This window comes from Pantoea sp. X-Soil-ISGK-285, assembly GCF_059730815.1.
Window position 1 is genome coordinate 725,276 of the sequence record NZ_AP035938.1, and the last position, 25,594, is coordinate 750,869.

At 56.2% G+C, this 25,594-nt stretch carries 22 protein-coding genes; 17 read left to right on the forward strand and 5 right to left on the reverse strand.

Features of this window, described 5'->3' with window-relative positions; all coding sequences use genetic code 11:
• Window positions 1–509 precede the first annotated feature (509 nt).
• The 5 genes from leuD to leuL all read right to left on the reverse strand — a co-directional run bounded on the left by leuD (window position 510) and on the right by leuL (window position 5,359).
• A complete protein-coding gene (leuD, locus tag AC6I8B_RS03285; RefSeq protein ID WP_010253835.1) occupies window positions 510–1,115 on the reverse strand; it encodes a 3-isopropylmalate dehydratase small subunit in 606 nt (201 codons plus the stop codon).
• A 3-nt stretch (window positions 1,116–1,118) separates the two neighbouring features.
• Window positions 1,119–2,525: a 3-isopropylmalate dehydratase large subunit gene (leuC, locus tag AC6I8B_RS03290; RefSeq protein WP_010671818.1), complete on the reverse strand. Its 1,407-nt coding sequence runs from the start codon at window positions 2,523–2,525 to the stop codon at window positions 1,119–1,121.
• Between the two features lie 4 nt (window positions 2,526–2,529).
• Window positions 2,530–3,621 carry a 3-isopropylmalate dehydrogenase gene (gene leuB, locus AC6I8B_RS03295; RefSeq protein WP_022625403.1) on the reverse strand — a complete coding sequence of 364 codons (1,092 nt, stop codon included), beginning with the start codon at window positions 3,619–3,621 and terminating at the stop codon, window positions 2,530–2,532.
• Between the two features lie 2 nt (window positions 3,622–3,623).
• Complete coding sequence (gene leuA / locus AC6I8B_RS03300) at window positions 3,624–5,186, reverse strand: 2-isopropylmalate synthase (RefSeq protein WP_010253843.1); 1,563 nt, start codon at window positions 5,184–5,186, stop codon at window positions 3,624–3,626.
• A gap of 89 nt (window positions 5,187–5,275) precedes the next feature.
• Window positions 5,276–5,359, reverse strand: coding sequence for a leu operon leader peptide (gene leuL / locus AC6I8B_RS03305; protein WP_099257765.1), 84 nt, complete (start codon window positions 5,357–5,359; stop codon window positions 5,276–5,278).
• A 731-nt stretch (window positions 5,360–6,090) separates the two neighbouring features.
• Between leuL and ilvI the strand changes: the two genes are divergently transcribed.
• The 17 genes from ilvI to ftsA all read left to right on the forward strand — a co-directional run bounded on the left by ilvI (window position 6,091) and on the right by ftsA (window position 25,556).
• A complete protein-coding gene (gene ilvI / locus AC6I8B_RS03310; protein ID WP_010253846.1) occupies window positions 6,091–7,812 on the forward strand; it encodes an acetolactate synthase 3 large subunit in 1,722 nt (573 codons plus the stop codon).
• A 2-nt stretch (window positions 7,813–7,814) separates the two neighbouring features.
• Window positions 7,815–8,306, forward strand: a complete 492-nt coding sequence (gene ilvN / locus AC6I8B_RS03315; RefSeq protein WP_003854770.1) for an acetolactate synthase small subunit — start codon at window positions 7,815–7,817, stop codon at window positions 8,304–8,306.
• A gap of 196 nt (window positions 8,307–8,502) precedes the next feature.
• A complete protein-coding gene (gene cra, locus AC6I8B_RS03320; protein ID WP_010253851.1) occupies window positions 8,503–9,513 on the forward strand; it encodes a catabolite repressor/activator in 1,011 nt (336 codons plus the stop codon).
• 494 nt (window positions 9,514–10,007) lie between these two features.
• Entirely contained in the window at window positions 10,008–10,466 is a 459-nt protein-coding gene (mraZ, locus tag AC6I8B_RS03325; protein ID WP_009092149.1) for a division/cell wall cluster transcriptional repressor MraZ, read from the forward strand.
• Between the two features lie 2 nt (window positions 10,467–10,468).
• Entirely contained in the window at window positions 10,469–11,410 is a 942-nt protein-coding gene (gene rsmH, locus AC6I8B_RS03330; RefSeq protein ID WP_010253859.1) for a 16S rRNA (cytosine(1402)-N(4))-methyltransferase RsmH, read from the forward strand.
• The gene (gene ftsL, locus AC6I8B_RS03335; RefSeq protein ID WP_003854764.1) at window positions 11,407–11,727 is read left to right on the forward strand and encodes a cell division protein FtsL; all 321 of its coding nucleotides are present in this window, start codon (window positions 11,407–11,409) and stop codon (window positions 11,725–11,727) included. Before rsmH ends, ftsL begins: the two co-directional genes overlap by 4 nt.
• Window positions 11,728–11,743: 16 nt before the next feature.
• Window positions 11,744–13,510, forward strand: coding sequence for a peptidoglycan glycosyltransferase FtsI (locus tag AC6I8B_RS03340; RefSeq protein WP_010671821.1), 1,767 nt, complete (start codon window positions 11,744–11,746; stop codon window positions 13,508–13,510).
• Window positions 13,497–14,984 carry a UDP-N-acetylmuramoyl-L-alanyl-D-glutamate--2,6-diaminopimelate ligase gene (gene murE, locus AC6I8B_RS03345; RefSeq protein ID WP_010671822.1) on the forward strand — a complete coding sequence of 496 codons (1,488 nt, stop codon included), beginning with the start codon at window positions 13,497–13,499 and terminating at the stop codon, window positions 14,982–14,984. Before AC6I8B_RS03340 ends, murE begins: the two co-directional genes overlap by 14 nt.
• Window positions 14,981–16,339, forward strand: a complete 1,359-nt coding sequence (murF, locus tag AC6I8B_RS03350; protein WP_010671823.1) for a UDP-N-acetylmuramoyl-tripeptide--D-alanyl-D-alanine ligase — start codon at window positions 14,981–14,983, stop codon at window positions 16,337–16,339. The genes murE and murF overlap by 4 nt, the downstream gene beginning before the upstream one ends.
• Complete coding sequence (gene mraY / locus AC6I8B_RS03355) at window positions 16,333–17,415, forward strand: phospho-N-acetylmuramoyl-pentapeptide-transferase (RefSeq protein ID WP_003854755.1); 1,083 nt, start codon at window positions 16,333–16,335, stop codon at window positions 17,413–17,415. The genes murF and mraY overlap by 7 nt, the downstream gene beginning before the upstream one ends.
• Window positions 17,416–17,417: 2 nt before the next feature.
• Window positions 17,418–18,734, forward strand: a complete 1,317-nt coding sequence (murD, locus tag AC6I8B_RS03360) for a UDP-N-acetylmuramoyl-L-alanine--D-glutamate ligase (RefSeq protein ID WP_010253876.1) — start codon at window positions 17,418–17,420, stop codon at window positions 18,732–18,734.
• Complete coding sequence (gene ftsW, locus AC6I8B_RS03365) at window positions 18,734–19,948, forward strand: cell division protein FtsW (protein ID WP_010253879.1); 1,215 nt, start codon at window positions 18,734–18,736, stop codon at window positions 19,946–19,948. Before murD ends, ftsW begins: the two co-directional genes overlap by 1 nt.
• Window positions 19,945–21,003, forward strand: coding sequence for an undecaprenyldiphospho-muramoylpentapeptide beta-N-acetylglucosaminyltransferase (gene murG / locus AC6I8B_RS03370; protein WP_022625408.1), 1,059 nt, complete (start codon window positions 19,945–19,947; stop codon window positions 21,001–21,003). Before ftsW ends, murG begins: the two co-directional genes overlap by 4 nt.
• Window positions 21,004–21,073: 70 nt before the next feature.
• Window positions 21,074–22,552 (forward strand): UDP-N-acetylmuramate--L-alanine ligase, encoded by a 1,479-nt coding sequence (gene murC / locus AC6I8B_RS03375; protein WP_010253883.1) that lies wholly within the window; start codon window positions 21,074–21,076, stop codon window positions 22,550–22,552.
• Window positions 22,542–23,462, forward strand: coding sequence for a D-alanine--D-alanine ligase (locus AC6I8B_RS03380; RefSeq protein ID WP_157353432.1), 921 nt, complete (start codon window positions 22,542–22,544; stop codon window positions 23,460–23,462). Before murC ends, AC6I8B_RS03380 begins: the two co-directional genes overlap by 11 nt.
• A 1-nt stretch (window position 23,463) precedes the next feature.
• The gene (gene ftsQ, locus AC6I8B_RS03385; RefSeq protein WP_010253887.1) at window positions 23,464–24,303 is read left to right on the forward strand and encodes a cell division protein FtsQ; all 840 of its coding nucleotides are present in this window, start codon (window positions 23,464–23,466) and stop codon (window positions 24,301–24,303) included.
• The gene (gene ftsA, locus AC6I8B_RS03390; RefSeq protein WP_010253890.1) at window positions 24,300–25,556 is read left to right on the forward strand and encodes a cell division protein FtsA; all 1,257 of its coding nucleotides are present in this window, start codon (window positions 24,300–24,302) and stop codon (window positions 25,554–25,556) included. Before ftsQ ends, ftsA begins: the two co-directional genes overlap by 4 nt.
• Window positions 25,557–25,594: the final 38 nt, after the last annotated feature.

Consider the following 25,594-nt stretch of genomic DNA (forward strand, 5'->3'; position numbering starts at 1 on the left):
TCACTTCATTCGCCTGCCTGACGGACCGTCGGGGATGGCACATCCTGTGCCGCCCCGCCTTTCGCCCGCGTCCTGCGGGCTCTCCTGGCAGACTCATTCTGTTCAGCGCTGCGGATTGCCTGCTCCTGATCGCCACCAGTCTGCTCTTAAGCTTCTGGTGCGTACTGTTAAAAAGGGCACGAGAGTGGAGGCCTGAGCGCCTCTGCTGCTGAAAGGGCTATCCGCAGCGCTGAGGCGTGACGGTGGGCCAGAAGTCCACGCCGGGAAGCGTGGACAGGTCGGGGCCGGCCAGGGAGGGCCGATCCCCGAACGGTTCGTCGGCACGACGTCAAAGCCGAAGGTACCGCGTGAGCGGCGCGAGGACGGCCCGGCAGCAGCAGAGGTGCGCTGGCCCGCACTGCGGCTTGCTCGGCCAGAAAAAAGGCTGCCACGTTTGACCGTGACAGCCTTTACAAATCTAATCTTAACTGATCAGCATTACGACCCAATGTCGCCCTGATTTTACTCAATTAGCGCAGGAAGGCGGGCTGATTCTGCTCATACTGCGAAATGGAGGCTTCGTGCTGCAGCGTCAGGCCGATGCTGTCCAGGCCGTTAATCATGCAGTGGCGGCGGAAGCTGTCGAGCTCGAACGAATAGACTTTATCGCCAGCGGTGACCGTCTGCGCTTCCAGGTCTACCGTAAAGCTGATGCCGGGCTGGTCCGCAACCAGTCTGAACAGCTCATCCACTTCCTCTTCGCTTAACTTCACCGGCAGCAGCTGGTTGTTGAAGCTGTTGCCATAAAAGATATCCGCGAAGCTCGGCGCAATCACCACGTGAAAACCAAAATCGGTCAGTGCCCAGGGCGCATGCTCACGTGAAGAGCCGCAGCCAAAGTTTTCACGCGCCAGCAGGATGCTGGTGCCTTTGAACTCAGGCTTGTTCAGCACAAAGCCGGGCGTTGGCACGGTGCCCGCGTCATCTTCAAAGCGCCAGTCGTGGAACAGATGCTGTCCAAAACCGGTGCGGGTGACCTTCTGCAAAAACTGCTTAGGAATGATCGCGTCGGTATCGACGTTCGCGGCATCCAGCGGCGCAACAATGCCGGTGTGCTGAGTAAATTTATTCGCCATGACTTAAGCTCCTGTCGTCAGTTCACGGATGTCGGCAAAGTGGCCGGTTACGGCAGCCGCCGCGGCCATCGCCGGGCTGACCAGATGGGTACGTCCACCACGGCCCTGACGGCCTTCAAAGTTACGGTTGCTGGTTGACGCGCAACGCTCACCCGGATTCAGGCGGTCATTGTTCATCGCCAGACACATTGAGCAGCCTGGCAGACGCCATTCAAAGCCCGCTTCCAGGAAGATTTTGTCCAGACCTTCCGCTTCGGCCTGCGCTTTCACCGGGCCGGAACCCGGTACCACCATGGCGACCACGCCAGGTGCGACTTTGCGGCCTTTGGCGATGGCGGCGGCGGCACGCAGATCTTCGATGCGTGAGTTGGTGCAGGAGCCGATAAACACTTTATCAATCGCCACATCAGTCAGTTTGATGCCTGGCTGCAGGTTCATGTAGGCCAGGGCTTTTTCGGCTGAGGCGCGCTCAACCGGATCGGCGAACGAGGCCGGATTTGGTATCACCTGATCAACGGCAATAACCTGACCCGGATTGGTGCCCCAGGTGACCTGCGGTGCAATCTCTTCAGCATGCAGCGTTACCACCGCATCATATTTCGCGCCTTCGTCAGACTTCAGGGTGCGCCAGTAATCAACGGCCTGCTCCCATTTCTCACCCTGCGGCGAGAACTGACGACCTTTCAGATAGTTGAAGGTGGTCTCATCCGGTGCCACCAGGCCCGCTTTCGCACCCATCTCAATCGCCATGTTGCACAGGGTCATACGACCTTCCATGCTCAGCGCCTGAATCGCCGGACCGCAGAATTCGACCACATAGCCGGTTCCGCCTGCGCTGCCGGTTTTGCCGATGATCGCCAGCACGATATCTTTAGCCGTAATGCCGGTTGACGCCTGGCCCAGCACTTCAATCTTCATGGTTTTTGCCCGACCCTGTTTCAGGGTCTGGGTAGCAAACACATGTTCAACTTCAGAGGTGCCGATACCAAAGGCCAGGGAGCCAAACGCACCGTGCGTGGCGGTGTGCGAGTCGCCGCACACAATCGTCATGCCCGGCAGCGTCATGCCCTGCTCAGGACCGATAACGTGGACGATGCCCTGGAACGGATGATTCAGGTCATACAGCTGTACGCCAAACTCAGCGCAGTTCTTCATCAGCTCCTGCATCTGGATACGCGCCATCTCGCCCGATGCATTGATATCTTTGGTCTGCGTAGAAACGTTGTGATCCATAGTGGCAAAGGTTTTGCCCGGCTGACGGACTTTACGTCCGTGGGCGCGCAGACCATCAAAGGCCTGGGGCGAGGTCACTTCATGGATCAGATGGCGATCAATGTAGAGTAACGGCGTTTCTTCTGGCGTTTCATGGACGACATGTGCATCAAATAACTTCTGGTATAAGGTTTTCATTTTTTTATTTTTCCTCGGCGATAAAGCGAGCAATGATGCTGCCCATCTCATCTGTGCTGACCGCTGGACCATCACCGGCTAAATCTTTGGTGCGGTAGCCCTGTTCCAGCGCACGGCTGATGGCGCGTTCGATACTGTCGGCAGCCTCATCGGCATTCAGGCTGTAACGCAGCAGCAGCGACAGTGACAGGATCTGGGCGACCGGGTTGGCAATATTCTGACCGGCGATATCCGGCGCCGAGCCACCCGCGGGTTCAAACAGGCCAAAGCCCGCTTCATTCAGGCTGGCGGAAGGCAGCATCCCCATCGAGCCGGTAATCATGGCGCACTCATCAGAGAGAATATCGCCGAACAGGTTGGAGCAGAGCAGCACGTCAAACTGCGACGGGTCTTTGATCAACTGCATAGTGGCGTTGTCGATATAGATGTGGCTCAGCTGCACGTCCGGGTACTCTTTGGCCACTTCGTTGACGATTTCACGCCACATCACGGAGGTCTGCAGCACGTTGGCTTTATCAACCGAGGTGACTTTGTTACGGCGTTTGCGCGCCGATTCAAACGCGATGCGGGCGATGCGCTCAATTTCGAAACGGTGATAAACCTCGGTATCAAATGCACGCTCTTCCGGGCCGCTGCCTTCACGTCCTTTCGGCTGACCAAAGTAGATGCCGCCGGTCAGTTCACGCACGCACAGAATGTCGAAACCTTTGGCAGCAATGTCGGCGCGCAGCGGGCAAAACGCCTCCAGTCCGCTGTAGAGTGCAGCCGGACGGAGGTTACTGAACAGCTTAAAGTGTTTGCGCAGCGGCAGCAGCGCACCGCGCTCCGGTTGCGATGCCGGCGGTAAGTGTTCCCATTTCGGGCCGCCAACGGAACCAAACAGAATTGCGTCGGCCTGCTCGCAGCCTGCAACCGTTGCGGGTGGCAGGGGTTCACCATGCTGATCGATAGCAATGCCGCCGACCGCATACTCCTGGGTGGTGATCTGCATATCAAAGCGCTGACGAATGGCATCCAGCACTTTCATAGCCTGCGCCATCACTTCCGGGCCGATACCATCACCGGGTAAAACTGCGATATGAGATGAGCTGGACATGGTTATACGGTTTCCTTCTGATCTTTAAATTTGCGCTGCAATTCTTGTTCAACCTGACGGGCACGCCAGATATTGTTCAGAGCGTTGACCATCGCTTTGGCGGAGGACTCCACAATATCGGTCGCCAGACCAATGCCGTGGAACTTGCGGCCGTTGTAGCTCACGACGATATCGACCTGACCCAGCGCATTCTCGCCGTGGCCTTTCGCGGTCAGCTTGTAGTTAACCAGCTCAGCGTCGAACTGGGTGATACGGTTAATCGCCTGGTAGACCGCGTCAACCGGGCCGTTACCGGTGGCTGCATCCGATTTAGCGACATCGCCGCAGCCCAGATTGACAGAGGCGGTGGCGGTGATGCTGGAACCGGTCTGGACGTTAAATTCGTGCAGCTGGAAATGTTCCGGCTCTTCATTCTGCTTGTTGATGAAGGCCAGCGCTTCCAGGTCGTAATCGAAAACCTGACCTTTTTTATCGGCCAGTTTCAGGAAGGCGTCATACAGCGTATCCAGATTGTAATCCTGCTCGGCATAGCCCATCTCTTCCATGCGATGTTTTACCGCCGCGCGGCCAGAACGTGAGGTCAGGTTCAGCTGGATTTTGTGTAAGCCGATCGATTCCGGCGTCAGGATTTCATAGTTCTCGCGGTTCTTCAGCACGCCATCCTGATGAATACCCGAGGAGTGAGCGAAGGCGTTAGAGCCGACCACTGCCTTGTTCGCCGGGATCGGCATGTTGCAGATCTGGCTGACCATCTGGCTGGTACGGTAGATTTCCTGATGATTGATATTGGTATGCACGTTCATGATCTGCTGGCGGGTTTTAATCGCCATGATCACCTCTTCCAGCGCACAGTTACCGGCACGTTCACCCAGGCCATTCATCGTTCCTTCCACCTGACGCGCGCCCGCCTGTACGGCAGCCAGGGCGTTGCCCGTTGCCATACCCAGGTCATCGTGGGTGTGAACAGAGATAATTGCTTTGTCGATGTTAGGAACGCGATTCATCAGCTCGCCGATGATGTGGGCATACTCGCCTGGCAGGGTGTAGCCAACGGTATCGGGGATGTTGATGGTGGTGGCACCGGCGTTAATCGTGGCTTCTACCATCCGGCACAGGTCATCAATCGGGGTACGGCCGCCATCTTCGCAGGAGAACTCAACGTCGCTGGTATAATTACGCGCACGTTTCACCATATGCACCGCACGCTCAATCACTTCCGGCAGCGTGCTGCGCAGTTTGGTGGCGATGTGCATCGGTGAGGTAGCGATAAAGGTATGAATACGGAAGGCTTCGGCAACGCGCAGTGATTCGTACGCCGCATCAATATCTTTTTCCACACAGCGTGCCAGACCGCAAACCCGACTGTTTTTAATGGTGCGCGCAATGGTCTGCACAGACTCAAAGTCGCCCGGTGAGGAGACCGGGAAACCGACTTCCATCACATCCACGCCCATGCGCTCCAGCGCTAAAGCAATCTGCAATTTTTCTTTCACACTCAGGCTGGCCTGTAATGCCTGCTCACCGTCGCGCAGAGTGGTATCGAAAATAATGACTTGCTGGCTCATCGTAATCATCCTTATGCTTTTTCTGGCCTGGCAACGAGCATAAAAAAACCCGCGACAGGCGCGGGTTTTTAACTTTCAGCAGGTTTGAATCAGTGTTTGATTCCGCCCACAAGTCTACCGCGCAAGCTGAGTGCGTTTAGTAGTAGACCGAGAAGGCGAACAGAACGAAACATGGATTCAAACCTTATAAAATGTTGTGCTGTACATATTGGTACTGGAATCACTCAGGGATGTCAACCTTCAATGCAGGGGTATTCTTAGTGGTGCCAGAGGAAGATATTCTGTTATTTAACGGTCAGGCAGCGTAATGAACAGCGCCGTAGTGACTGCGGAGGTAATCGACCCGGGAATGAGCACTGATTCTGCGTGGGTTTCATTTTATTTTATTGAAAATAAAAGATTTTATCAGGAAGGTGCCTTACGGGGACGCAGGATATATCACCTGCTCTTTAGCATAATCGAATGCGTCTCAGCGATTTACTGGTTAATTACGCCAGAAAAGAAAAGTGTCAGGCGATTGTGGGCCAGGGCAGTCGGGTAATAAGTTTTCGTTATTTCTTAGATCACGCTGAAAATAATTTATTAATCAGCATTTTCCTCTGCGGTTCTGCCGCGTAATTAGTTTAATCCGCGCAGCCAATTCTTATCGGGCAGAGCCTTTACGCCCCTGCCTTTTAATTTACGTGGGTTTGCGGTTTGCCTGCCCGGTTAACTGCGGTTATGGTAATCGACCTACTCTCAGAAAAATAAACTCAACAGATTTCTCTGTAACCGGACAGCGGCAGTTGTTTCCGCTGTCATGCATAAACATAAGATTTTGATTGGCAAAGCAGGCACCGGGGCTATGTGGTACGCGTTAACGGGCGTATTAACAGAGCCGGGTCCGCAAGCCTGGAGGCAGAAGATGGAGATGTTGTCAGGAGCCGAAATGGTCGTCCGTTCGTTAATCGATCAGGGCGTTAAGCAGGTATTCGGTTATCCGGGTGGCGCAGTGTTGGATATCTATGATGCGCTGCAAACCGTCGGGGGTATCGATCACATTCTGGTGCGTCATGAGCAGGGTGCGGTGCACATGGCTGACGGCCTGGCGCGCGCCACTGGTGAAGTCGGCGTGGTGCTCGTCACCTCCGGACCCGGCGCAACCAATGCGATTACCGGTATCGCCACCGCCTATATGGACTCGATTCCGCTGGTGATCCTCTCGGGTCAGGTTCCCTCGTCGCTGATTGGCTATGACGCCTTTCAGGAGTGCGACATGGTCGGCATCTCTCGTCCGGTAGTGAAGCACAGCTTCCTGGTGAAAAGTACCGAAGAGATCCCAACCGTGTTGAAAAAGGCGTTCTGGCTGGCTTCCACCGGACGTCCGGGGCCGGTGGTGATCGATCTGCCGAAAGATATTCTGAATCCGGCCAACAAGTTGCCTTATCACTGGCCGGAAACGGTAAGCATGCGCTCCTACAATCCGACCATTCAGGGCCATAAAGGTCAGATTAAGCGTGCGCTGACCACGTTGCTGGCCGCGAAGAAGCCGGTGATCTATGCCGGTGGTGGTGCCATTACCGCAGGCTGCGAAGCAGAACTGTTAAAGCTGGCCGAAAGCCTGAACATTCCGGTGACGACCTCGCTGATGGGCCTGGGCGCGTTCCCTGGCACTCATCGTCAGTGCGTTGGCATGCTCGGTATGCACGGCACGTACGAAGCCAACATGACCATGCACAACACCGACCTGATTTTTGGTATCGGTGTGCGCTTTGATGACCGCACCACCAACAACCTGGCGAAGTATTGTCCCAACGCCACGGTGATGCATATCGATATCGACCCGACCTCTATCTCTAAGACGGTGGCGGCGGATATCCCGATTGTCGGTGATGCGAAGCAGGTACTGCAGCAGATGCTGGAGTTACTGGCGCAAAGCGAAAGCCAGCGCGCTGAGAGCCTGCACGACTGGTGGCAGGAGATTGAGGGCTGGCGCAGTCGTCACTGCCTGGAATTTGATCGCACCAGCGACAAAATCAAGCCGCAGGCAGTGATTGAAACCATCAGCCGTCTGACCAAAGGCGATGCATATGTGACGTCGGATGTGGGCCAGCACCAGATGTTTGCTGCGCTCTATTATCCTTTCGACAAACCGCGTCGCTGGATCAACTCCGGTGGTCTGGGCACCATGGGCTTTGGCCTGCCTGCTGCGCTGGGCGTGAAGATGGCGCTGCCGGATGAAACAGTCATCTGCGTAACGGGCGATGGCAGTATCCAGATGAACATTCAGGAGCTTTCCACCGCGCTGCAGTACGATCTGCCGGTGCTGGTGCTGAACCTGAATAACCGGGTGCTGGGCATGGTGAAGCAGTGGCAGGATATGATCTACTCCGGTCGTCACTCCCAGTCTTATATGGAGTCACTGCCTGACTTCGTGCGTCTGGCGGAAGCTTACGGCCACGTCGGGATCGCGATTGAGCATCCGGCTGAGCTGGAAGAGAAGCTGGCGCTGGCGCTGGAAACCCTGGCGAAGGGACGTCTGGTATTCGTAGATGTCACCGTTGACGGTAGCGAGCATGTTTACCCGATGCAGATTCGCGGTGGCAGCATGGATGAGATGTGGTTGAGCAAAACGGAGAGGACATAATTATGCGTCGTATTTTATCAGTTCTGCTGGAGAACGAATCCGGCGCATTATCCCGTGTCGTCGGCCTGTTCTCACAGCGCGGCTATAACATTGAGAGCCTGACCGTGGCACCAACGGATGATCCTACGCTGTCGCGGATGACCATTCAGACGGTGGGCGATCAGAAGGTGCTGGAGCAGATTGAAAAGCAGCTGCACAAGCTGGTGGATGTGCTCCGCGTCACCGAGCTGGGGCAGGGCGCCTATGTTGAGCGCGAAATCATGCTGGTGAAGATTCAGGCGAGCGGCTACGGACGTGAAGAGGTGAAGCGTAACGCCGAGATCTTCCGCGGTCAGATCATCGACGTGACGCCGACGCTGTACACGGTTCAGCTGGCAGGCACCAGTGACAAACTGGACGCCTTCCTGAGTACCGTTCGCGATGTCGCCGAAATTGTTGAAGTGGCACGCTCCGGTATCGTCGGCGTTTCACGCGGCGATCGTATCATGCGTTAATCACGCAGCGTCATCATCAATCCTCACCTAACCCGGCGAAATGCCGGGTTTTTTTATTTTTTATGCGCCAGGCGAGTTACATTCAGAAAAGCGGTTGCTCCGCGCACTTTTCTGCTGTTAGATGATAGCCATGAGTTATCCATAGCTTAACTGCGGCTATTTCTGCCGTAAAAGCGGATTTGATGGTGGGGTTATCGTGAAACTGGATGAAATTGCGCGTTTGGCAGGCGTGTCGCGCACCACGGCCAGTTATGTGATCAATGGCAAAGCGCGGCAGTATCGTGTCAGCGACAAAACCGTTGAGAAAGTCATGGCGGTGGTACGTGAGCATAATTATCACCCTAATGCGGTGGCTGCCGGGCTGCGCGCCGGGCGTACGCGCTCTATTGGGTTAGTGATCCCCGATCTGGAAAATACCAGTTATACCCGTATTGCGAACTATCTTGAGCGGCAGGCCCGTCAGCGCGGCTATCAGCTGCTGATCGCCTGTTCTGAAGATCAGCCCGATAACGAGATGCGCTGCATTGAGCATCTGTTACAGCGCCAGGTCGATGCGATCATCGTCTCTACCTCGTTACCGCCAGAGCATCCCTTTTATCAGCGCTGGATCAACGATCCCCTGCCGATTATTGCGTTAGATCGCGCGCTGGATCGTGAACATTTCACCAGCGTAGTGGGTGCCGATCAGGACGATGCTCATATGCTGGCGGCTGAACTGCGTCAGCTTGAGGTCAAAAATGTGCTGTTCCTCGGTGCGTTACCCGAGCTGTCGGTAAGTTTCCTGCGCGAGCTGGGTTTCCGCGATGCATGGAAAGACGATCCCCGGCCGATTGACTACATCTACTGCAATAGCTTCGAACGCACAGCCGCCGCGGCACTGTTTGAACAATACCTTGAAGATCACCCGATGCCGGAGGCGCTTTTTACCACCTCATTTGGTCTGCTGCAGGGTGTGATGGATGTGACGCTGAAACGAGACGGACGGCTTCCGACCGAGCTGGCCATCGCCACCTTTGGCGACCACGAATTACTGGACTTTCTTGAGTGTCCGGTGCTGGCGGTGGGTCAGCGTCATCGCGACGTGGCAGAGCGCGTGCTGGAATTAGTTTTAGCCTCGCTGGATGAACCCAGAAAACCAAAACCCGGGTTAACCCGCATTCGCCGTAATTTATACCGTCGCGGACAATTAAGCCGAAAAGTTAAATGAGTCACGGGCAGTATTACGCTGCCCGCCTCTTTTATTTAACGATTTAACTGATTAAATAAACAGGTCGACGTAAAAAAGCGTAAATTCTGCTCATCAAATCTAACAAAGCAGAAAGGGTTATTTTTATTATCTGCTTACAACTTCAACAAACTTACTTTCCCGTCTGGCCTGAAGCCGCTGGGCTTCCTTTCGGAAATCCCCTAAAATGCCGCCGCTGTCTCAGAAACCACGATTAATATTTAGCCCTTTACATTGTTTCATTTTTAGTCGTTTTTTCCCGGGTCGTTTTTTTTATTCAGGTATTCATCGGCTTAATTTTTACTTTCCCCTTTTATTCGTTTATATCGTCGCCAGAGATTAATTCTTCACTCTGTAAATAGTGATATTCACCTGCCGCTCCGGCTTGACAAGGATTTCATGGGATCCTTAAACTCGTTTCGTGGTAAAAAGTGGGATAAAGTGGCGTAAATGGGTGATGAGGAGAAGAGACTGGCATGTTCCGCGGAGCAACGTTAGTCAATCTCGACAGCAAAGGGCGGCTCGCCGTACCCACGCGATATCGCGATTTGCTGATTGGGGAGTCTCAGGGGCAGATGGTCTGTACCATCGACCTCCACCAGCCATGCCTGTTGCTTTATACCCTGCCCGAATGGGAAATCATTGAAAAAAAGCTGGCACGCCTTTCCAGTATGAATCCACTTGAGCGCCGCGTGCAGCGTTTGCTGCTGGGGCATGCCAGTGAATGTCAGATGGATAATGCAGGCCGCCTGCTGCTGGCGAATACGCTTCGGCAGCACGCAAAATTAACCAAAGAAGTGATGCTGGTTGGACAGTTCAATAAGTTTGAGCTGTGGGATGAACAGACCTGGTATCAACAAGTCAGGGACGATATTGACGCAGAACAGTCGGCTCAGGAGCCTTTATCTGAGCGGTTGCAGGACTTGTCGCTATAGCTATGCAGGAAAATTTCAAACATACCACCGTGCTGTTGGATGAGGCGGTTAACGGCCTCAATATCAGGGAAGACGGTATTTACATCGACGGCACTTTTGGTCGTGGTGGCCATTCACGCCTGATTCTTTCGCAGCTGGGAGAGAAGGGAAAGCTGATCGCCATCGATCGTGATCCGCAAGCTATCGCCGCTGCCGCAGAGATCACCGACCCGCGTTTTTCAATTATTCATGGCCCTTTTTCCGCGCTGGCAGAGTATGTCTCTGAAAGGGATCTGGTCGGAAAGATTGACGGCATTTTGCTGGACCTGGGGGTTTCATCACCGCAGCTGGATGACGCCGAACGTGGCTTCTCCTTTATGCGTGACGGACCGCTGGATATGCGAATGGACCCGTCGCGCGGGCACTCCGCCGCAGAATGGTTGCTGCACGCAGAAGAGGCGGATATCGCGTTTGTCCTGAAGACCTACGGTGAAGAGCGATTCGCCAAACGCATCGCCCGGGCCATTGTCGAGCGTAATCGCGAACAGCCGATGACCCGGACCCGTGAACTGGCTGAGGTGATCTCAATCGCCATGCCGGTAAAAGATAAGTTTAAGCATCCGGCCACGCGCAGCTTCCAGGCGATTCGTATCTGGATTAACAGCGAACTGGAAGAGATCGATATTGCCCTGAAAGGCGCTGTTGAAGTGCTGGCTCCGCAGGGCCGCCTCTCTGTTATCAGCTTCCATTCACTGGAAGATCGGCTGGTGAAGCGCTTTATGCGCGATCAGAGTCGCGGGCCGCAGGTGCCGCCTGGGATTCCCATGACTGAACATCAGCTGCGAGCCCTGGGTGGGCGTGAACTGAAGTTGCTCGGCAAAATGTCGCCGGGTGACGCTGAAGTCTCTGAGAACCCACGTGCGCGCAGCTCGGTATTACGTATCGCGGAGAAAACCGACGCATGATCGGTAATGAGCGTCACAGTCTGCCTGCCGTTATCGGCGGGGATCTGCTGCGAAAGGGCAAGATTCCGGTGCTGTTGCTGATCGCTGTGGTGGTTTCTGCCGTGCTGGTGGTGACTACCACCCATAAAACACGATTGTTAACCGCGCAGCGCGAACAGCTGGTGCTGGAGCGTGACGCACTCGATATCGAGTGGCGCAACCTGATCCTGGAAGAGAATGCACTGGGCGATCACAGCCGTGTTGAACGCATCGCCACCGAGAAGCTGCAACTGCAGCACGTTGATCCTTCACAAGAAAATATCGTGGTGCAGAAATAAGGACCTCAGATAGCGAATGAGCGGCACAGGCAGAACGCTGAAATTGAAGAAACCGGAAGATAAAGCCAGCTTTGTAAGCTGGCGTTTTGCGTTGCTGTGCGGCTGTATTTTACTGGCGCTGGGTGGATTGCTGTCACGTGTGGCCTGGCTGCAGGTGATCAATCCTGGCAAGCTGGTAAAAGAGGGCGATCTGCGCTCGCTGCGTGTTCAGGCGGTGCCCACCTCACGCGGTATGATCAGCGATCGCGCCGGACGCCCGCTGGCAGTCAGCGTGCCGGTCAACGCTATCTGGGCCGATCCCAAAGAGCTGCACGCCGGTGGCGGCGTGACGCTGGACAGCCGCTGGAAGGCGCTTTCCGATGCGCTCTCTATTCCCCTTGATCAGCTGGCCGCCCGCGTGAATGCCAATCCCAAAGGCCGCTTTGTCTATCTGGCGCGCCAGGTCAATCCGGCTATCGGTGACTACGTTAAAAAACTCAAACTTCCCGGTATTCATCTGCGCGAAGAGTCGCGCCGTTACTATCCTGCCGGGCAGGTCACCTCCCATCTCATTGGCTTTACTAACATCGACGGGCAGGGCATTGAAGGCATCGAGAAGAGCTTTGATAAGTGGCTGACCGGTGCACCCGGCGAGCGGACGGTGCGCAAAGATCGGTATGGTCGGGTCATCGAGGATATCTCTTCGGTGGACAGCCGGGCCGCTCATAACCTGACGCTGAGCATTGATGAGCGGTTACAGGCGCTGGTTTACCGTGAACTGAATAACGCCGTTGCCTTTAACAAAGCGGAATCGGGTACGGCGGTGCTGGTGGATGTCAATACCGGTGAAGTGCTGGCGATGGCCAACAGCCCGGCTTACAACCCGAACAATCTCGGCAATACGCCAAAAGATCTGATGCGTAACCGCGCCATCACCGACATTTTCGAACCTGGCTCTACCGTGAAGCCGATGGTGGTGATGACGGCGTTGCAGCGTGGTGTGGTGAGAGAGAACAGCGTCCTGAATACCGTGCCGTACCGCGTCAATGGTCATGAGATCAAAGATGTGGCGCGCTACAACGAATTGACCCTGACAGGGGTTTTACAGAAGTCGAGTAACGTCGGTGTTTCACGTCTGGCGTTAGCGATGCCTTCCTCAGCGCTGGTAGAAACTTACGCGCGCTTTGGACTGGGCAAACCGACCAATTTGGGGCTGGTCGGGGAAAGCAGTGGCTTATACCCTAAAAAACAACGGTGGTCTGACATAGAGAGGGCCACCTTCTCTTTCGGCTACGGGCTAATGGTAACGCCGTTACAGTTAGCGCGAGTCTACGCAACGATTGGCAGCTATGGCATTAATCGCCCGCTGTCGATCACCAAAGTGGATCCGCCCGTCGCGGGACAACGCGTTTTCGATGAGTCACTGGTGAAAACCGTGATGCACATGATGGAAAGCGTGGCGCTGCCCGGTGGCGGGGGCGTCAAAGCGGCAATCAAGGGTTATCGCATTGCGATAAAAACCGGTACGGCGAAAAAGGTCGGGCCGGACGGACGCTACGTCAATAAATACATTGCCTACACCGCAGGCGTCGCGCCTGCCAGTCATCCCCGATTCGCGCTGGTGGTGGTGATCAACGATCCCCAGGCCGGCAAGTATTACGGCGGTGCGGTCTCTGCACCGGTATTTGGAGCCATCATGGGTGGCGTACTGCGTACCATGAACATCGAGCCGGACGCGTTACCGACCAATGACAAGAATGAGCTGGTGACTAACAGAAGTGAGGAATCAAGTGACAGATCGTAACCTGCGCGATTTACTCGGCCCCTGGGTGCCAGGCGCGCCGGCGCGCCCACTGCGTGACATGACCCTGGATAGCCGCATTGCGGCTTCTGGCGATCTGTTTGTCGCTGTTGCAGGCCATCAGGTTGATGGACGCCGTTTCATTCCGCAGGCAATTGCGCAGGGCGTTGCCGCTGTGGTGGCGGAAGCTGAGGGTGAAGCGGTCGACGGCGAAATCCGTGAAATGCACGGCGTACCGGTTATCTATCTGGCGCAGCTGCATCAGCGCCTTTCGGCCCTGGCAGGCCGTTTTTATCAGCAGCCGGGCGAAAAACAGAAGCTGATTGGCGTCACCGGCACCAACGGTAAAACCACCACCACCCAGCTGCTGGCGCAGTGGGCGACGCTACTGGGTGAGACCAGCGCGGTGATGGGCACCGTCGGAAATGGGCTGGTAGGTCACTTAGCGGCGGCAGAAAATACCACGGGTTCAGCGGTTGATGTTCAGCATCTGCTGCACGATCTGGCTGAAAAAGGGGCGACCCTGACCGCAATGGAAGTCTCGTCACACGGACTGGTTCAGCATCGCGTCGCTGCGCTGCCGTTTGCCGCAGCGGTCTTCACCAATCTCAGCCGCGATCACCTCGATTACCACGGTGATATGCAGAGCTATGAGTCAGCTAAATGGCTGCTCTTTTCTGAGCATCAGGTCGGGCAGGCGATTCTTAACGCGGATGACGAAGTCGGTCGTCGCTGGCTGGCGCGCTTACCTGATGCCGTTGCGGTCACCATGGAGGATAACCTCCAGCCGGGCTGCCACGGGCGCTGGCTTAAAGCCGATGCGGTGGATTACCACGATAACGGCGCACATATTCGTTTCAGCTCCAGCTGGGGCAACGGCGAAATCGACAGTCCGCTGATGGGTGCCTTCAACGTCAGCAATCTGATGCTGGCGCTGGCGACGCTGCTGTCACTGGATTATCCGCTGGCGACGCTAATCAGCGTTGCACCGCAGTTGCAGCCGGTCAACGGGCGTATGGAAGTGTTCAGCGCCGCAGGAAAACCGACGGTTGTCGTGGATTATGCCCACACCCCGGATGCGCTGGAAAAAGCGCTGGAAGCGGCACGTCTGCACTGCAAAGGAAAACTCTGGTGCCTGTTTGGCTGCGGCGGTGACCGTGACAAAGGCAAACGCCCGTTAATGGGCGCGATTGCTGAGCAATATGCGGATGTGGTGGTGATTACGGATGACAATCCGCGCAGCGAAGATCCGCAGGCGATTGTAAAAGATATTCTGACCGGTTTGCTGGACCCAGGCCGCGCCCGCGTGGTCTCTGGTCGTGCGCAGGCGGTCACTAACACTATTATGCAGGCGCAGCCCGACGATATCGTGCTGGTGGCTGGCAAAGGCCATGAAGATTATCAGATCATCGGCAATCGCCGTCTCGACTACTCCGATCGTGCCACCGTTGCGGCACTGCTGGGAGGCGTTGCATGATTCCGGTTTCATTAAAAACCCTGGCGGAGATCACCGGCGGCACGCTGCATGGCAGCGATTTAACGCTGAGTGACGTGACCACCGATACCCGCAAAGTCACGGCGGGCAGCCTGTTTGTTGCGCTGGTGGGCGAACGCTTTGATGCGCACGACTTCGCCGGCGATGCCATTGCGAATGGCGCACAGGCGCTGCTGGTAAGTAAGCATTTACCTGTCGCTGTGCCACAGGTGGTGGTTGAAGATACCCGTCTCGCCTTTGGCAGGCTGGGCGCATGGGTTCGTCAGCAGTCGAACGCCCGTGTAGTGGCGCTGACCGGCTCCTCCGGCAAAACCTCGGTTAAAGAGATGACGGCGGCGATTCTGCGTGAGTGTGGCGAAACGCTCTACACCGCAGGCAATCTTAACAACGATTATGGCGTACCGATGACGCTGCTGCGGCTGACCGCAGAACATCAGTATGCGGTCATCGAACTCGGTGCGAATCATCAGGGCGAAATCGCCTACACCACCGGACTGGTTCAACCGGAAAGCGCGCTGGTGAATAACCTGGCCGCGGCGCATCTGGAAGGCTTTGGTTCGCTGGCCGGTGTTGCTAAAGCCAAGGGCGAGATTTTCCAGGGCTTACCGGCTCACGGCATTGCGATTCTGAACGCAGAGAGCAATGACTGGCCCAACTGGCAGCGCACGCTGCAGGATAAAACCGTGTGGCGTTTCTCACCGCAGGCGGCAGAGTGTGAATTCTCCGCCCGTGATATCCGCATTGCTCAGGATGGTACTCATTTTGTGATGATAACGCCGCATGGCGAAGCTGAGATCGTGCTGCCATTGCCGGGTCGGCATAACATCGCCAACGCCCTGGCGGCGGCGGCACTGGCTCTGTCAGTGGATGCACCGCTTAGCGCCGTTCAGCAGGGGCTGAAAAACCTGCAGTCGGTGCCAGGTCGTTTGTTCCCGGTTCGCCTCTCTGCGCATCAGCTGCTGCTGGATGACAGCTACAACGCTAACGTCGGTTCGATGACAGCAGCTGTTCAGGTCCTGTCAGAGATGCCGGGTTACCGGGTGCTGGTCACGGGTGATATGGCGGAACTGGGTGAAGAGACCGAAAGTTGTCACCGCGAAGTGGGGCAAGCGGCACGTGACGCAGGCATTGATCGCGTGCTGAGCACCGGAAAATTCAGCCATTTCATCAGTGAAAGCAGTGAAGTTGGCGAACATTTCAGCGATAAGACTGCGCTGACTGAACGTTTGCGTCAATTGTTGTCCGAACACTCAGAAATTACCGTCCTGATAAAAGGTTCACGTAGTGCCGCCATGGAGCAGGTAGTACAGAGCTTAAAGGAGAAAGGAACATGTTAGTTTGGCTGGCCGAGCATCTGGTCGCTTTTTATTCGGGATTTAACGTCTTTTCCTATCTGACGTTTCGCGCCATTGTCAGCCTGCTGACCGCGTTATTCATCTCTCTCTGGATGGGGCCGCGCCTGATCGCCTGGCTGCAGAAATTACAGATTGGCCAGGTCGTCCGTAACGATGGCCCGGAATCGCATTTCAGTAAGCGCGGCACGCCGACCATGGGGGGCATCATGATTCTGACCTCCATCACCATTTCGGTGCTGATGTGGGCATATCCGTCGAATCCTTATGTCTGGTGCGTGCTGTTCGTGTTAATCGGCTTTGGCATCATCGGCTTTGTCGATGACTACCGCAAAGTGGTACGCAAAGACACCAAAGGCCTGATCGCCCGCTGGAAATATTTCTGGATGTCGGTGATTTCGCTGGGCGTCGCGTTCGGGCTCTATGCGGCGGGTAAAGATACCCCCGCGACCCAACTGGTCGTGCCCTTTTTCAAAGACATCATGCCGCAGCTAGGTCTGTTTTATGTGCTGCTGGCTTACTTTGTGATTGTCGGAACGGGTAATGCGGTCAATCTGACCGATGGCCTGGATGGGCTGGCGATTATGCCAACCGTCTTTGTCGCCGCGGGCTTTGCGCTGGTTGCCTGGGCCACCGGTAACGTGAAGTTTGCTGAATATCTGCACATTCCCTATCTGCGTCACGCCGGTGAGCTGGTGATTGTCTGTACCGCCATTGTCGGGGCAGGGCTGGGCTTCCTGTGGTTCAACACCTATCCGGCTCAGGTCTTTATGGGCGACGTGGGTTCGCTGGCACTGGGCGGCGCGCTGGGCACCATTGCGGTGTTGCTGCGTCAGGAATTTTTACTGGTGATCATGGGCGGCGTATTTGTGGTTGAAACGCTGTCGGTGATCCTGCAGGTGGGATCGTTTAAGTTGCGCGGCCAGCGTATTTTCCGCATGGCGCCGATCCATCACCACTATGAACTTAAGGGCTGGCCGGAACCGCGCGTCATTGTGCGCTTCTGGATTATTTCGCTAATGCTGGTGCTGATTGGCCTGGCCACGCTGAAGGTGCGTTAATCATGGCTGACTATCGGGGTAGAAAAGTCGTCATCATCGGGCTGGGCCTCACCGGGCTCTCCTGTGTTGATTTCTTTTTAGCGCAGGGCGTAACGCCTCGCGTGATGGACACCCGTGTCTCGCCGCCGGGGCTGGATAAATTGCCCGGGCAGGTTGAACGCCATCTGGGCGGCATCAACGGCGACTGGCTGCTGGCGGCCGATCTGATTGTTGCCAGCCCTGGCGTCGCGCTGGCGCATCCGATTCTCAGCGAAGCCGTCGAAGCCGGCATTGAAATTGTCGGCGACATTGAGCTCTTTTGCCGCGAGGCGCAGGCGCCGATCGTGGCGATCACCGGCTCCAACGGTAAAAGCACGGTGACTACGCTGGTGGGTGAAATGGCGAAAGCCGCAGGCTGGCAGGTGGGCGTCGGCGGCAATATTGGTCTGCCCGCGCTGAGTCTGCTGCAGTCACCGGCGCAACTCTATGTACTGGAACTCTCCAGTTTCCAGCTGGAGACCACGCACAGTCTGAAAGCCGCGGCGGCAACCATACTTAACGTCAGCGAAGATCATATGGATCGCTATCCGCTGGGTATGCAGCAGTATCGCGCCGCTAAGCTGCGGGTTTATGAGAATGCACAGGTCTGCATCGTTAACGCCGATGATGCCCTGACGATGCCGGTACGCGGCGCGGACACCCGCTGCGTCAGCTTTGGTGTCGATTTCGGGGACTACCACCTTAACAAGCAGCAGGGCAGTATCTGGCTGCGGGTGAAAGGCGAGAAGGTCCTGAACACGGCCGAAATGAAGATGGTGGGACAGCACAACTACACCAATGCGCTGGCTGCGCTGGCGCTGGCCGATGCGGTGGGACTGCCACGAGCTTCCAGCCTGGCTGCCTTAACGCACTTTAACGGTCTGGCGCATCGCTTCCAGCTGGTTCATGAGCATCAGGGCGTGCGCTGGATCAATGACTCCAAAGCCACCAACGTCGGCAGCACCGAAGCAGCGCTGAATGGCCTGCAGGTGAAGGGAACGCTGTGGCTGCTGATGGGCGGTGATGGCAAGTCGGCCGATTTTACGCCGCTGATCCCCTGGCTGCAGGGCGACAATGTGCGCCTTTACTGCTTTGGTCGCGATGGCGATGCGCTGGCAGCGCTGCGTCCGGAGATCGCCGTGCGCACTGAGACCATGCGCCAGGCGATGGAGCAGATTGCGCCGCAGGTTAAAGCAGGCGATATGGTTCTGCTGTCGCCAGCCTGTGCCAGCCTTGACCAGTTCCGTAACTTTGAGCAGCGCGGTGAGCAGTTCGCGCAACTGGCGAAGGAGCTGAGCTGATGCGTATTCCTGGCGCCGGACTGGCGGGATATTTCTCAGGACGCCTGAAAGACTGGGTCATGGGCGCACGCGAAAGTGATGACTCTTCGCTGGTGCTCTATGACCGCACACTGCTATGGCTGACGCTGGGCCTGGCGGTGATTGGTTTCGTGATGGTGACGTCGGCTTCAATGCCGGTGGGTCAGCGTCTGAATGACGATCTCTTTTATTTCGCCAAGCGCGATGCCTTCTACATCGTGCTGGCTGTATGTATGGCGCTGGTCACGCTGCGGGTGCCGATGGATTTCTGGCAGCGCTACAGCAACGTGATGCTGATGGTCACGGTCGCGATGCTGCTGATTGTTCTGGTGGTCGGTAGCTCGGTTAACGGTGCATCGCGCTGGATCGCGCTGGGTCCGCTGCGTATTCAGCCTGCAGAGCTGTCGAAGCTCTCTCTGTTCTGCTATCTCGCCAGTTATCTGGTGCGCAAAGTGGAAGAGGTGCGTAACAACTTCTGGGGCTTCTGTAAGCCGATGGGCGTGATGGTGGTGCTGGCCGTGTTACTGCTGGCGCAGCCGGATCTCGGTACGGTGGTTGTGCTGTTTGTGACGACCCTGGCGATGCTGTTCCTGGCGGGCGCCAAACTGTGGCAGTTCCTGGCAATCATCGGTTCCGGCATCTTTGCGGTGATCCTGCTGATCATTGCAGAACCCTACCGTATGCGCCGTGTGACCTCGTTCTGGAACCCGTGGGAAGATCCCTTTGGTAGCGGCTACCAGCTGACCCAGTCACTGATGGCATTTGGTCGCGGGGAATTCTGGGGCCAGGGGCTCGGTAACTCCGTGCAAAAGCTGGAATATCTGCCCGAAGCACATACCGACTTTATTTTCGCCATCATCGGGGAAGAACTCGGCTACGTCGGTGTGGTAATGGCACTTTTAATGGTATTCTTCGTCGCTTTTCGTGCGATGTCGATTGGCCGTCGTGCTCTGGAACTGGATCAGCGTTTTTCCGGCTTTTTAGCCTGTTCAATCGGAGTCTGGTTCAGCTTCCAGGCGCTGGTTAACGTCGGTGCAGCAGCCGGTATGTTACCGACCAAAGGTCTGACCTTACCGCTGATCAGTTACGGTGGGTCAAGTCTGATCATTATGTCGACTGCCATCGTCTTTTTATTACGCATAGATTATGAAACGCGCCTGGCGAAAGCGCAGGCGTTTACCCGAGGTGGTCGATGAGCGGTAAGCGATTGATGGTGATGGCAGGCGGAACCGGCGGACATGTCTTTCCCGGTCTGGCTGTCGCCCATCATCTGATGGAACAGGGCTGGCAGGTCCGCTGGTTAGGCACTGCCGACCGTATGGAAGCCGATCTGGTGCCAAAGCACGGCATCGACATCGACTTCATCCGCATCAGCGGATTACGTGGTAAAGGCATGAAGGCGTTGCTGCTGGCACCGCTGCGCATCTTTAATGCATGGCGTCAGGCCCGTCGCATCATGAAGGCCTGGCAGCCGGATGTCGTGCTGGGCATGGGTGGCTACGTTTCCGGTCCTGGCGGCTTAGCGGCCTGGAGTTGCGGTATTCCGGTGGTGCTGCATGAGCAGAACGGTATTGCCGGGCTGACCAACAAATGGCTGGCGAAAATCGCTACGAAAGTATTGCAGGCGTTTCCGGGCGCGTTTCCCGCCGCCGATGTGGTGGGAAATCCGGTTCGCACTGATGTACTGGCACTGCCTTTACCCGCGCAACGTCTCGCGAATCGTCATGGCCCGATACGGGTGCTGGTGATCGGTGGCAGTCAGGGTGCGCGGATACTGAACCAGACGCTGCCGCAGGTTGCCGCGCTGGTGGGTGATGAGATCACCCTGTGGCATCAGACCGGTAAAGGGTCGTTGCCCGAAACAGAAAAAGCTTATCAGCAGGTCGGGCAGACGCAGCACAAGGTGAGCGAGTTTATTGATGACATGGCTGCCGCCTACGCCTGGGCTGATGTGGTGGTGTGCCGCTCCGGCGCGTTAACCGTGAGCGAAGTCGCTGCCGCTGGCTTACCGGCGATTTTCGTGCCATTTCAGCACAAAGATCGCCAGCAGTACTGGAACGCGCTGCCGCTGGAGAAAGCGGGCGCCGCCAGAATTTTTGAGCAGCCGCAATTTACTGCGGAGGCTGTAGCGGATCAGCTACGCCACTGGGATCGCGCAACACTGCTGACGATGGCTGAGCAGGCCCGTCAGGTGGCGATCCCCGATGCGACTGAACGGGTCGCTCAGGAAGTGGCTCGCGCCGCAAAGTAATCATTCCGGTCAGCGCGTCTGACCTGTACCCGGACTGGGTACAAACTGAAATAGCAGGTAACTGAGAGCGATGAATACACAACAATTGGCAAAACTGCGTTCTATCGTGCCCGAGATGCGTCGCGTCCGGCACATCCACTTTGTCGGCATCGGCGGTGCTGGCATGGGCGGTATTGCCGAAGTGTTAGCAAATGAAGGCTACCATATCAGCGGTTCAGATCTGGCCCCTAACCCGGTGACGCAGAACCTGATTGCGCTGGGTGCCACCATTTATTTTAACCATCGCCCCGAAAACGTGACCGATGCCAGCGTCGTGGTGGTTTCCAGCGCCGTTTCGCAAGATAACCCCGAACTGGTGGCGGCACGTGAACAGCGTATCCCGGTGATCCGTCGCGCGGAGATGCTGGCTGAGCTGATGCGTTTTCGTCACGGCATCGCCGTTGCGGGTACCCATGGCAAAACGACCACCACGGCGATGGTGTCGAGTATTTATGCGGAAGCGGGTCTCGATCCGACCTTTGTTAACGGCGGACTGGTCAAAGCAGCAGGCACTCATGCCCGTCTGGGCCACAGCCGGTATCTGATTGCTGAAGCGGATGAGAGCGATGCGTCGTTCCTGCATCTGCAGCCGATGGTGGCGATTGTGACCAATATCGAAGCTGACCATATGGACACCTATCAGGGCGATTTTGAGAACCTGAAGCAGACGTTTATTAACTTCCTGCACAACCTGCCGTTTTACGGTCGTGCGGTGATGTGTGTGGATGATGCGGTTATTCGTGATCTGATCCCACGCGTGGGACGCCATATCACCACGTACGGTTTCAGTGATGATGCTGACCTGCGCATTGAAAATTATGAACAGAGTGGCGCGCAAGGGCATTTCACCTTGATCCGTCAGGATAAAGCACCGCTGCAGATTACGCTGAACGCGCCGGGACGCCACAACGCCCTGAATGCGGCAGCCGCCGTCGCCGTCGCCAGTGAAGAGGGCATTGAAGACAATGCTATCCTGGCTGCGCTGGAGAGTTTCCAGGGCACGGGCCGTCGCTTTGATCTGCTGGGTGAATTCCCGACAGAGCCGGTCAACGGACAGCCGGGCACCGCGATGCTGGTTGATGATTACGGTCATCATCCCACCGAAGTGGACGCGACAATTAAAGCCGCGCGCGCAGGCTGGCCGGATAAAAAACTGGTGATGGTGTTTCAGCCGCACCGTTACAGCCGTACCCGCGATCTGTTTGATGATTTCGCCAACGTACTGTCGCATGTGGATGTGTTGCTGATGCTGGATGTTTACTCTGCCGGTGAAACCGCTATTCCGGGTGCTGACAGCCGGTCGCTGTGCCGTGCGATTCGTAATCGCGGCAAGGTGGATCCGATTCTGGTGCCGGAACATGACGCGCTGCCAGAGATGCTGGCACCGCTGCTGTCAGGCAATGACCTGATTCTGGTGCAGGGAGCCGGTAACGTCGGCAAGGTTGCCCGCAAGCTGGCTGACACTAAGCTCCAGCCGGAACGCAAAGCGGAGGATCGTCATGGCGGATAAAGTTGCAGTATTAATGGGTGGCACCTCGGCAGAGCGCGAGGTTTCGCTGAACTCAGGTCAGGCCGTCCTCGCCGGATTACGGGAAATGGGCATTGATGCGCATGGCATCGATACCCGTGATGTCTCTGTGCTGACGCTGAAAGAGCAGGGCTTTACCAAAGCCTTTATCGCGCTGCATGGCCGGGGCGGAGAAGATGGCACGCTGCAGGCGGTGCTGGAGTTCCTGCAACTGCCGTACACCGGCAGCGGCGTGATGGCATCGGCCGTGACCATGGATAAGCTGCGCACCAAGCTGCTGTGGCAGGGACGTGGTTTACCGTCAGGAAAGTTTGTCTGGCTGACGCGTCAGCAGTTTGATGCCGGTCTGGACGCAGAAAACAATGCGGCAATTGCGGCGCTTGGCCTGCCACTATTTGTGAAACCAGCTAGTGAAGGCTCCAGCGTAGGCATCAGTCGGGTTAACGATCTGAGCGCGCTGCCGGCGGCACTGGACATGGCGTTTAAGCACGACAATGACGTGCTGGTCGAGGCGTTTCTTAGCGGCGCGGAGTACACCGTCGCGATTGTGGGCGATCGTATTCTGCCCTCGATTGAAATAAAGAGCGCCAGCGAGTTCTATGACTATGAAGCTAAATACATTTCTGACGATACTCAGTACGTCTGTCCGGCCGATTTAAGCGCTGAACGTGAAGCGGAATTACAGCAGCTGGTACTGGCGGCCTGGCGTGCGCTGGGATGTCGTGGCTGGGGACGGGTTGATGTAATGACCGATGGGGAAGGGCGCTTTCAGTTACTGGAAGCCAATACCTCACCGGGCATGACCAGCCACAGTCTGGTACCAATGGCAGCGAAACAGGCGGGCATGAGCTTCCCGCAGCTGGTTGCCCATATTCTGGAGCTGGCCGACTGATATGTCACAGGCGGCGATGAGAGTTCGAAACCGTGAACCGCAGGAGCGTATTCGCACCGGGCGCAGTAACGGTGCCCGACTGTTCGGCATTATTTTTCTGCTGATCGTCATCGGGATTATGGTTGCTGGCGGGCTGGTGGTACTGAAGTGGATGAACGATGCGTCCCGGCTGCCATTGTCAAAACTGGTGGTGACAGGACAGACGCACTACACCACACACGATGATATTCGTCAGGCGATTTTGTCGCTGGGTCCGCCTGGTACGTTTATGTCTCAGGACGTGGACATCCTGCAGCAGCAGATTGAGCGGCTGCCCTGGATTAAGCAGGTCAGCGTACGTAAGCAGTGGCCGGACGAACTGAAGATCCACCTTGTGGAGTACACACCGGTGGCGCGCTGGAACGATTTGCACATGGTGGATGCTGAGGGTGTCTCCTTCAGCGTACCCGCCAGTCATGTCGGCAAAGAGACAATGCCGATGTTGTACGGGCCGGAAGGGAGTGAGAAAGAGGTCCTGGCGGGCTATCACAGCATGGATGATGTGCTGAAAGCCCGGAAGTTTACTCTGAAGGTGGCGTCGATGACGGCGCGGCGTTCATGGCAGCTGGTCACCAGCGACGATGTTCGTATCGAACTGGGCCGCAGCGACACCATGAAACGACTGAATCGCTTTATTGAGCTCTACCCGGTGCTGCAACAGCAAGGTCAGAACGAGAGCAAACGTATCAGCTACGTGGATTTACGATACGACTCTGGCGCTTCTGTTGGCTGGACACCGATCGTGATGGAGCCACAGGACAGTAATCAGCAACAGAACCAGGCACAGGCTAAACAACAATGATCAAGGCAACGGACAGAAAACTGGTAGTTGGACTCGAAATCGGCACTGCGAAGGTTGCCGCCCTGGTTGGGGAAGTTCTGCCCGATGGTATGGTCAACATTATTGGGGTGGGCAGCTGCCCTTCCCGCGGTATGGATAAAGGTGGCGTAAACGACCTTGAGTCGGTGGTGAAATGCGTTCAGCGCGCCATCGATCAGGCTGAGCTGATGGCAGATTGCCAGATCTCCTCCGTCTACCTTGCTTTATCGGGCAAACATATTAGTTGTCAGAACGAAATCGGGATGGTTCCGATTTCCGAAGAGGAAGTGACTCAGGATGATGTAGAGAACGTCGTACATACCGCCAAATCGGTGAGAGTACGTGACGAGCATCGCATCCTGCACGTCATTCCTCAGGAATACGCCATCGACTATCAGGAAGGGATTAAAAATCCGGTCGGGCTTTCCGGCGTGCGTATGCAGGCGAAAGTGCATCTGATCACCTGCCACAACGATATGGCGAAGAACATCGTTAAAGCCGTTGAGCGTTGCGGGCTGAAAGTGGATCAGCTGATTTTTGCCGGTCTCGCCTCCAGTTTTGCCGTTCTGACTGAAGACGAACGTGAGCTGGGCGTGTGTGTTGTCGATATTGGTGGCGGTACAATGGACATAGCCGTATATACCGGCGGCGCTTTACGGCACACTAAGGTTATTCCGTATGCAGGCAACGTCGTTACCAGCGACATCGCCTATGCGTTTGGCACACCACCAACGGATGCTGAGGCGATCAAAGTGCGCCATGGTTGCGCGCTGGGCTCGATTGTCGGCAAAGATGAGAACGTTGAGGTGCCGAGTGTGGGCGGACGTCCACCACGTAGCCTGCAACGTCAGACGCTGGCTGAAGTGATTGAGCCGCGTTATACCGAACTTTTGAATCTGGTCAATGACGAGATTCTGCAGTTACAGGAACAACTGCGTCAGCAGGGCGTGAAGCATCACTTAGCCGCAGGCATTGTCCTGACCGGTGGTGCAGCGCAAATCGAAGGACTGGCGGCCTGTGCGCAACGCGTATTCCATACGCAGGTGCGTATCGGACAGCCGCTGAATATTACCGGCCTGACTGACTATGCGCAGGAATCGTACTACTCCACTGCCGTGGGACTGTTGCATTACGGCAAAGAGTCGCACATGAACGGTGATGCAGAGACCGAAAAACGGGTCTCAGTAGGTAACTGGTTCAAGCGTATTAACAGTTGGTTAAAAAAAGAGTTTTAATTTTTGTGAAAGGGGATCATGCTGTTTTCTTTAGTGAT